Here is an 8,488-nt window from a genome sequence, read left to right on the forward strand (position 1 = left end):
GGTCGCCCAGTCGATGTTCCTGGTGACCTCCTGCTCGATGTCGTCGGCGCCGACGTAGAGGGTCTCGCCGGTCTCCGGGTCCTTCAGGCACGTCCTCGGCCTCGGCGGCGGCGCGTGCACCGACGGCGGCGCGGGCCTCGTCCAGGGGCTCGGGGGACGGCTGCTGGACGCGCTCGGCAAGGACCTGCCGCCCGGCGGAGCGGCGCTGCGCTCGCTGCACGCCCTCGACCTGCGCGGTCTACCCGACATGTCGGGCATCGAGGTGGTGGTGGCGGGCGACTCCGCCGGGCCGCTGCTCGGCCGCACCGGCGCCGCCGCGGTGGACGGGCCGCGCCGCGGCGCGAACCGCGACGAGGTGCGGCTGCTGGACGCGGGCCTGCGCCGGTGGGCCGACCTGGCCGAAGCGGCGGCCCGCAAGGCGGCTCGCGACCTGCCCGGCGCCGGGACGGCGGGCGGCGTCGGGTTCGCCGCGCTCACCTTCCTCGGCGCGACGATCGAGCCCGGCCCGGCCCTGATGCTCGACCTGCTGGGCTTCGCGGAGAAGGCGCGCGGCGCGCGCCTGGTCGTCACCGGGGAGGGCGTCCTGGACACCCGGTCGCTGCGCGGCAGCGCACCCGTCCACGTCGCCCGCGCCGCCGCCCGCGCGGGCGCGCCCGTCGTCGCGGTGGCGGGCCGCCGGGGCCTCACCGGCGAGCAGCTGCGCAAGGCGCGGATCCAGGCGGCCTACGCGCTGGCCGACATCGAGCCGGACGACGAGCGCCGCGTCCGCCGCGCGGGCCCGCTCCTGGAGCAGCTGACGGTCGCGATCGCCGACGAGTGGCTCCCCCGGGGCGCCCCGTAGCCCGGACCGATCCAACGGCCGCGCTCCCCGATCTTCCTTTACACAGTGTCGCCGAAAGGCCCGATGCCTTGACATGGTGCACATAGCCGGGCATCGCCGCCGCCCCGCACGCTGGAGGCGTACATCCTGGTCAGCGTTGACGGAGGAGCTCCCGGTGAAGATCGGTGTACCGCGAGAGGTCAAGAACCACGAGTACCGGGTGGCGATCACCCCGGCGGGGGCGCACGAGCTCACCCGGCACGGCCACGAGGTGTTCGTGGAGCGGGGCGCCGGGACCGGCTCGGCGATCCCCGACGACGACTTCGCCGCCGCGGGCGCCAAGATCCTCGACGGCCCGGACGAGGTCTGGGCCGAGGGCGAGCTGATCCTCAAGGTGAAGGAGCCGATCGCGCCCGAGTACCACCGGATGCGCGAGGGCCAGATCCTGTTCACCTACCTGCACCTGGCCGCGTCCCGCGAGTGCACCGACGCGCTCCTGGCGGCCGGCGTCACCGCGATCGCCTACGAGACGGTCCAGCTGCCGGACCGCTCCCTGCCGCTGCTCGCCCCCATGTCCGAGGTCGCCGGACGCCTCGCCCCGCAGGTCGGCGCCTACAACCTGATGTCGTTCAACGGGGGGCGCGGCGTCCTGCCCGGCGGCGTGCCCGGCGTGGCGCCCGCCAAGGTCGTCGTCATCGGCGGCGGCGTGTCCGGCCTCAACGCCGCGCAGATCGCCGTCGGCATGGGCGCGGACGTCACCGTCCTGGACGTCGACGTGGACCGGCTGCGCGAGATCGACGCCGTCTACCAGGGCCGCCTGCGGACGCTGGTGTCCAGCGCGTACACGGTCGAGCAGCAGGCCCTCGCCGCCGACCTCGTCATCGGCGCCGTGCTCATCCCGGGCGCGCGGGCGCCCAAGCTGATCTCCAACGAGCTCGTGGCCCGGATGAAGAGCGGCTCGGTGCTGGTGGACATCGCCATCGACCAGGGCGGCTGCTTCGAGGACTCCCGTCCCACCACGCACGCCGACCCCACCTACCGGGTGCACGGCTCGACGTTCTACTGCGTCGCCAACATGCCCGGTTCCGTCCCCAACACCTCCACCTACGCCCTGACCGGCGTGACGCTCCCCTACGCCGTCCAGATCGCCGACCTGGGCTGGCGGCAGGCCCTGCGCGCCGACGCCGCCCTCGCCCGCGGCCTCAACGTCCACGCCGGCACGCTGGTCTACGACCACGTCGCCGAGGCCCACGGCCTGCCCTGCACCCCTCTCACCTCGATCCTCGACTGACGCCCTCCCCCGTCCTCTCACCGTTCCGGGGGGTTCTTCGAAGGCGGCCCGCCGGGTAGACAGGCGGGCATGGGTGAACTGATCTTGGTGCGGCACGGCGAGACCGAGTGGAGCCGGGCGCGGCGGCACACGGGGCGGACGGACCTGCCGCTGACCCCCCGGGGCGAGGAGCAGGCCCGCGCGCTGCGCGGCGCGCTGGCGGGGCGGACCTTCGCGCGGACGCTGGTCAGCCCGGCGGAGCGGGCGCGGCGGACCGCCGAGCTCGCCGGGATGCGGACGGACGAGATCGACCCCGACCTGTGGGAGTGGGACTACGGCGGCTACGAGGGCGTCAGCACCCGGGCGATCCGCGAGGAGCGGCCGGGCTGGTTCCTGTGGGACGACGGCGTGGTCCCGGGCGACGCCGATCACCCGGGCGAGACCGTCGAGCAGGTCGGCGCGCGGGCGGACGCGGTCCTCGCGCGGGCGCGGCCGCTGCTGGCCGGGGGCGACGTCGCGCTGGTCGCGCACGGCCACGTCCTGCGGGTGCTGACGGCACGGTGGCTGGGCCTGGAGCCCGCGCGGGGGCGGCTGTTCGCGCTCGACACCGGCACCGTGTCGGCCCTCGGCTCCGAGCACGACCGGCCGGTCGTCAGCGCGTGGAACGTGCCCGCACCCTGAGGCCTCCCACCGCATAAGGTACCTGTTGGGGGATGTCCCCCAGGGGTACCCAGGGCGAGCGCCCCCGACGGATTGCGAGGACGGAGATGGCGACCAGCGAGACCCCCACCCGCGGGTACACCGCCACGAAGGACCAGTTGCAGACGCGGCTCGCCCGCATCGAGGGCCAGGTGCGCGGCATCGACCGGATGGTCGAGGAGGACCGCTACTGCATCGACATCCTCACCCAGATCAGCGCCGTCCAGGCGGCGCTGGACAAGGTGGCGCTCGGCCTGCTGGACGGGCACGTCCGGCACTGCGTGGCCGAGGGCGCCGAGGAGGGCAAGGGCGAGGCGATGTCGACCGAGCTGATGGCGGCCGTCGGGCGGCTCATGCGCCGCGGCTGAGGCGCCCGCCCGGGCGGCCGCCCTCGGGGTCCCGCTCCCGCGGGTCCTCCGGCTCCGCGCGCTCCATGGTCTCGACGAGCACGCGCCAGCCGTGCAGGAACGGCGCCCGCTCCTCGGGTGCGAGCGTCTCCAGCGCGACCCGCAGCGGCCGCAGCCGCCGCCAGGCGAACCGCTCGGTCGCCTCGCGGTGCCGCTCGCTCAGGCTGATGATCATCCGCCGGCGGTCCCGCTCGTCCGGGCGCCGCTCGACGAAGCCGCCCCGCTCCAGTTCCCCGACCAGCTGGCTGACCGTGGCCGGGCTCAGCGCCATGTGCCCGGCGAGCACGCCGACGGGGACCGGGCCGTGCAGCACCAGCTGCATCAGCGCCGGGACGTGCCGGGGGCCGAGCCCCGCCGCCCGCACCTCGCCGATGAGCTCCTCGGCGTCCTCGCGGCCGCCCTTCAGACCGCGGACGAGCCGGCCCAGGAGCTGGATCATCGTCTCCAGGTCGGCGTCGACCGACGCGTCGGCACCGAACCCTTCCTCGGACATACCTTGAAGTTCAACACATTTCGTGATGCACTGCAAAATATTGAACTTCAAGGCGTTTCGCGCCTTGACCGGCGGGGGCACGGGGCAACTGTCGGAGCCGCGGTGGGACTCGACGCGAGGGGGCCGCACCATGACCGAAAGCCCGGCAGCGAAGGTGGCGCCCCCCGGCGGCGCCGGCGGCGGCGAACGGCTCGACCGGCAGACGATCGTCCTCGGCCTGGTCATCGTGTCGGGCACCCTCATGGCGATCCTCGACACCACGATCGTCAACGTCGCGCTGGAGACGCTCGGCCGCGACTTCGACACCGGCCTGTCGACGATCCAGTGGGTCATCACCGGCTACATGCTGGCGATGGGCACCGTCATCCCGCTCACCGGCTGGGCCGTCGACCGGTTCGGCGGGCGCCGCGTGTGGATGACCTCCATCGTGCTCTTCGTCCTCGGGTCGGCCCTGTCGGGCGCGGCCTGGAACATCGAGTCGCTGATCGTCTTCCGGGTCGTGCAGGGGCTCGGCGGCGGCATGCTCATGCCGACCGGCATGGCCATCCTGACGATGGCGGCCGGGCCGCGCCGGATGGGCCGCATCATGAGCATCGTCGGCGTCCCGATGCTGCTCGGGCCCGTGCTCGGCCCCGTCATCGGCGGGTGGCTGGTCCAGGACGTCGACTGGCGCTGGATCTTCTTCGTGAACCTGCCCGTCGGCGCGCTCGCCTTCGCGCTCGCGTGGTGGAAGGTGCCGCACGGCCGGGGGGAGCACGCGGCGCCCGGGATCGACCTGCGCGGGCTGCTCCTGCTGCCGCCCGGGTTCGTCCTGCTCATCTACGGCCTGTCCACCGCGAGCAGCGGCGGCGGCTTCGGCCGCCCGGCCACGATCGCCTGGCTGGCCGGCGGCGTGGCCCTGGTCGCCCTGTTCGCGCTGCACAGCCTCCAGCGCCGCGAGCGCGCGCTGATCGACGTGCGGCTGTTCGCCGACCGGACGTTCGCGACCGCGGCCGCCGCGGTGTTCTTCGTCGGCATCGCGCTGATGGGATCGATGCTGCTGATCCCGCTGTACTACCAGATCGCCCGCGGCGAGGGGGCGCTCGCGGCGGGCCTGCTGCTCGCCCCCCAGGGCCTCGGCGCCGCGACCGCGATGCCGCTCGCCGGGGTGGTCACCGACAAGCTCGGCGCCGGGCGGATCGTCCCGGTCGGCATCGTCGTCCTGGTGCTCGGCACCATCCCGTTCGCGACGGTCGGCGCGGACACCCCCTACTGGCTGCTCGGCGGCGCCCTCTACGTGCGGGGCCTCGGGCTCGGCTGCACGATGATGCCCACGATGTCGGCGGCGCTGACGACGCTGGGCCGGGCGGTCGTCCCGCGCGCCAGCAGCACGCTGAACATCATCGTCCAGCTCGGCGGGTCGGTCGGCACGGCGCTGCTCGCCGTCGTCCTGTCCCGGCAGATCAGCGACCGCATCCCGCAGGCGGCCGGCGGCGGGGGCGGCGCCACCAGCGGCATGGGGCAGATCCCCGAGCGGGTCCGCGAGCAGTTCGCGCCCAAGCTGGCCGACGCGTTCGCGCACACGTTCTGGGTCGCGCTCGTCCTCACCGCCGTGCTGATCGTGCCCGCGCTGCTCCTCCCCAGGCACGGCGCCCGCGACCACGACTCCGTCCCGGACGCTCCCCCGATGGGGTGATTCAGGAGGCGATCGACCAGGTGGCCAGGCCCGTCTCGCGCTCGCGCGTGAGGCGCCGGGCCCGCCGCGCGTCCGGCGAGTACCGGAACCGCTCCGGGACGACCTGCGTGGTCCGGTAGAGGCCCTTCAGCGTCACGGTCGCGGCCAGGTCGGAGGTCGGCAGCCCGGGCAGCCCGTACATGCGGCGCGCCCAGCGCGGCAGCGTCGACACGACCAGCACGCCGAGGCCGGGCGCGGCGAGCTTGAGCGGCAGCAGCGGCCGCGGCACGGCGGGGCTGAACATGCGGCGCAACCCCTCGCGCGCCTCCCGGCACGCGAAGATCTGCCGCCGCATGCCCTCGTAGTAGTCGCGCATGTCCGCGACGGTGGCCGGCACGTCCGCCGGGTCGAGGCCGACGACCGCGGCCGCGCGGCGCTGCTCGTCCACGAACGCGTCGGCGTCGCGGGCGGTCAGCGGCACCCCGGCGCGGCGGGCCACGTCCAGGTAGGAGTCGACCTCGCCCATGTGGACCCACAGCAGGTTCTCGGGGTCGTCGACCGGGAACGTCTCGCCGGTGCGCATGTCGAGGCCGGTCAGCTTGGAGTGCAGCAGGCGGACGCGGCGGCCCACCCGCTCGACCTCCTCGTGCGTGCCGTAGGTGCGGACGCGGACGAACTCGACCGTCCGGACGAGCCGCGCCCACGCCGCGGCGGGGTCCATGAGCTCGGAGTTCTGCGCGGTGCCCCACATCGTGCGCGGATGCAGGGCCTGGAGCAGCAGCGCCCGGATCCCGCCGACGATCAGCACGGGCTCGCCCATGACATGCCAGGTCACCGACCCCGGCCCGAACAGGCCGTGGTCCGGCCTCTCCTCGCTGGCCTCGCGCATCCCGACCGCCTTCCGCCGCCGCGGCCGGGCGCGCCGCCGGGCCGCGTAATCGAAGGCTTACCCTGCCATGACGGCCGTCACACGATCAATCCCGGTCGTCCTCCGCGATCGCCTCGTCCTGCTCCCCGGGCTCGGTCTGCTCGGTGATCCAGGCGAGGTAGTCCATGCTGCCCGCCACCACCGGCGTCGCGATGATCTCCGGGGTGTCGTAGGAGTGCCCCTCGGTGATCAGGGAGGCCAGCTCGTCGAACCGGTCGGCGGAGGTCTTGAACAGCACCATCCACTCCTCGGCCGACTCGATCTCCCCCTCCCACCAGTAGGTGCTGGCGATCGGCCCCACCAGCTGCGCGCAGGCCGCGAGCCGCTCGGCGACCGCCGAGCGTGCCAGCTCGGCCGCCTCCGCGCGGGAGTCGGTCGTGGTCGTCACCTGCACGTATGAGTCCGCCATGGCACGACTCCTTCCCGCTCGCCGGGTGGGCACGCCCCCGGGTAGGCAAGTGTCAACGGGCCGGACGGACGACGAGCGCGCTGCCGCCGCCCCGCCGTGTCGGCTCGGCGACCGCCTGGACGAGCCCGGGCCGCAGGAACTCCAGCCCGGTCGCGGCGCCGATCACACCCCGCGGCGGACCGGGGAACAGCTCCAGCCGGTGCCCGCGGGCGGCGAGGTCGCGGCCGTACCGGTCGATGAACGCCTGCTCGGCGAAGACCTGCGGGGTGTTGCGCTGCGTGGCGCGCGGCGCTGCGAGCGCGGCGGGCAGGTCCATGCCGAGGTCGATGCGGTTCACCAGGATCTGCAGCACGGTGGTGATGATCGTTGAGCCGCCGGGCGTGCCGACGGCGAGCCGCGGGCGCCCGTCCACGAGCACCAGGGTCGGCGCCATGCTGCTGCGCGGCCGCTTGTGCGGGCCGGGCAGGTTCGGGTCGGGAGCCTGGCCGGGCGCCGGCGGCTGGAAGGAGAAGTCGGTCAGCTCGTTGTTCAGCAGGAACCCGCGCCCCGGCACGGTGATGCCGCTGCCCCCGAACTGCTCGATCGACAGCGTGTAGGACACGACGTTCCCCCACTTGTCGGCGACGACGAGGTGGGTGGTCTGCGGGCCCTCGAACGCCAGCGCCCTGGTCTGGGTGCCCGGCGGGACGCACGGCTCGTAGCGGCCGTCGGGCGAGCCGGGGGCGACCGGCGCGGCCGCCGCCTGGTCCGGCCTGATCTGGCAGGCGCGCTCGCGGGCGAACCCGGAGGACAGCAGCTCCTCCAGCGGCACGTCCACCTTGTCGGCGTCGCCGACGTAGCGGCCGCGGTCGGCGTAGGCGAGCTTGGACGCCTCCAGGTAGTAGTGCAGGGCCGTGACGGGGTCGCGCGGGTCGAGCCGGAAGTTGCCGAGGATGTTGAGCGCCTCGCCGACCGTGGAGCCCCCGGACGACGACGGCGGCATGCCGTACACGTCCGTCCCCCGGTAGGGGACGTGGGTGGGCTTGCGCGGCACCGCCCGGTAGGCGTCGAGGTCGCCGCGCTCCATCAGGCCGGGGCGGACCTCGCGGGTCGCCTTCGGGTCCACCGGCGGCCGGGCGACCGTCCTGACGATCTCCTTGCCGAGCCCGCCCTCGTAGAACCAGCCGGTGCCGCGCCTCGCCAGCTCCCGGTAGGTGCCGGCGAGGTCGGGGTTGCGGAACACCGAGCCGACCTCGGGCACCTTCCCGCCGGGCAGGAACAGCTCGCGGGTCGGGACGATGTCGCGGAAGCGCGCCTCGTTCACCGCGGTCTGGTCGTGGAACTCCTGGTCGACGACGAAGCCGCGGTCCGCGACCCTGATCGCCGGGCGCAGCAGGGCGCCGAGGTCGCGGCTGCCGAACCGGCGCAGGGCGAGGTCCCACTGGGCGAGCGTGCCGGGCACGCCGACGCTCAGGCCGCTGGTGACGGCCTGGTCGAACGGCAGCGGCTTGCCCGTCGCGGGGTCGAGGAAGGAGTCCTGGCGCATCCGCCGCGGCGCGAACTCGCGGCCGTCGAGCGCGTACACGCGGCGCGTCCTGGCGTCGTAGTACGTGATGAAGCCGCCGCCGCCGATGGCCGACACGTACGGCTCGGTGACCCCGAGCGTCGCGGCGGACGCGACCGCCGCGTCCATCGCGTTGCCGCCTCGCTTGAGGACCTCCAGCGCCGTCCGGCAGGTGCCCGTACCTGCTGGAAGGAGCGTCAGACATGACGGATACCACCCGGGGCCCTGCAAAGGGATCGGACACCTAGATCAACACAGAGGTGCC

Annotated in this window: 9 protein-coding genes and 1 pseudogene; 5 read left to right on the forward strand and 5 right to left on the reverse strand. The window is 74.3% G+C overall.

All coding sequences use genetic code 11. The annotated features are described in order from the left end of the window. Nucleotides 1-249 (reverse strand): hypothetical protein (locus ABWI04_RS40350; protein WP_353835702.1); only part of this gene is annotated, 249 nt, incomplete at its 3' end. On the opposite strand from ABWI04_RS40350, the pseudogene ABWI04_RS40355 reads away from it, so the two are divergent. The 4 genes and pseudogenes from ABWI04_RS40355 to ABWI04_RS40370 all read left to right on the forward strand — a co-directional run. Beyond that, nucleotides 146-841, forward strand: a pseudogene (locus tag ABWI04_RS40355) (glycerate kinase); the annotation flags it as partial. The gene ABWI04_RS40350 and the pseudogene ABWI04_RS40355 overlap by 104 nt on opposite strands. 154 nt (nt 842-995) lie before the next feature. After that, nucleotides 996-2,111, forward strand: a complete 1,116-nt coding sequence (gene ald / locus ABWI04_RS40360; RefSeq protein ID WP_345174612.1) for an alanine dehydrogenase — start codon at nt 996-998, stop codon at nt 2,109-2,111. Nucleotides 2,112-2,180: 69 nt separating this feature from the next. Further along, complete coding sequence (locus ABWI04_RS40365; protein WP_345174610.1) at nt 2,181-2,771, forward strand: histidine phosphatase family protein; 591 nt, start codon at nt 2,181-2,183, stop codon at nt 2,769-2,771. Nucleotides 2,772-2,857: 86 nt separating this feature from the next. Then, nucleotides 2,858-3,157: a metal-sensitive transcriptional regulator gene (locus ABWI04_RS40370; protein ID WP_089312530.1), complete on the forward strand. Its 300-nt coding sequence runs from the start codon at nt 2,858-2,860 to the stop codon at nt 3,155-3,157. On the opposite strand, the gene ABWI04_RS40375 is transcribed toward ABWI04_RS40370, so the two are convergent. Then, a complete protein-coding gene (locus tag ABWI04_RS40375; protein ID WP_345174607.1) occupies nt 3,141-3,689 on the reverse strand; it encodes a MarR family winged helix-turn-helix transcriptional regulator in 549 nt (182 codons plus the stop codon). The genes ABWI04_RS40370 and ABWI04_RS40375 overlap by 17 nt on opposite strands. Nucleotides 3,690-3,819: 130 nt before the next feature. On the opposite strand from ABWI04_RS40375, the gene ABWI04_RS40380 reads away from it, so the two are divergent. After that, complete coding sequence (locus ABWI04_RS40380; protein ID WP_353835703.1) at nt 3,820-5,364, forward strand: MDR family MFS transporter; 1,545 nt, start codon at nt 3,820-3,822, stop codon at nt 5,362-5,364. A gap of 1 nt (nt 5,365) precedes the next feature. On the opposite strand, the gene ABWI04_RS40385 is transcribed toward ABWI04_RS40380, so the two are convergent. From ABWI04_RS40385 to ggt, 3 genes are all read right to left on the reverse strand, one after another. Beyond that, nucleotides 5,366-6,232, reverse strand: a complete 867-nt coding sequence (locus ABWI04_RS40385; RefSeq protein WP_345174602.1) for an oxygenase MpaB family protein — start codon at nt 6,230-6,232, stop codon at nt 5,366-5,368. Nucleotides 6,233-6,317: 85 nt separating this feature from the next. Beyond that, nucleotides 6,318-6,680: a divalent-cation tolerance protein CutA gene (gene cutA / locus ABWI04_RS40390; RefSeq protein WP_345174600.1), complete on the reverse strand. Its 363-nt coding sequence runs from the start codon at nt 6,678-6,680 to the stop codon at nt 6,318-6,320. Between the two features lie 52 nt (nt 6,681-6,732). Then, complete coding sequence (ggt, locus tag ABWI04_RS40395; RefSeq protein WP_353835704.1) at nt 6,733-8,454, reverse strand: gamma-glutamyltransferase; 1,722 nt, start codon at nt 8,452-8,454, stop codon at nt 6,733-6,735. Nucleotides 8,455-8,488 lie beyond the last annotated feature (34 nt).

This window comes from Actinomadura sp. NPDC000929 (assembly GCF_040492065.1).
Classification (GTDB): Bacteria; Actinomycetota; Actinomycetes; order Streptosporangiales; family Streptosporangiaceae; genus Spirillospora; species Spirillospora verrucosospora.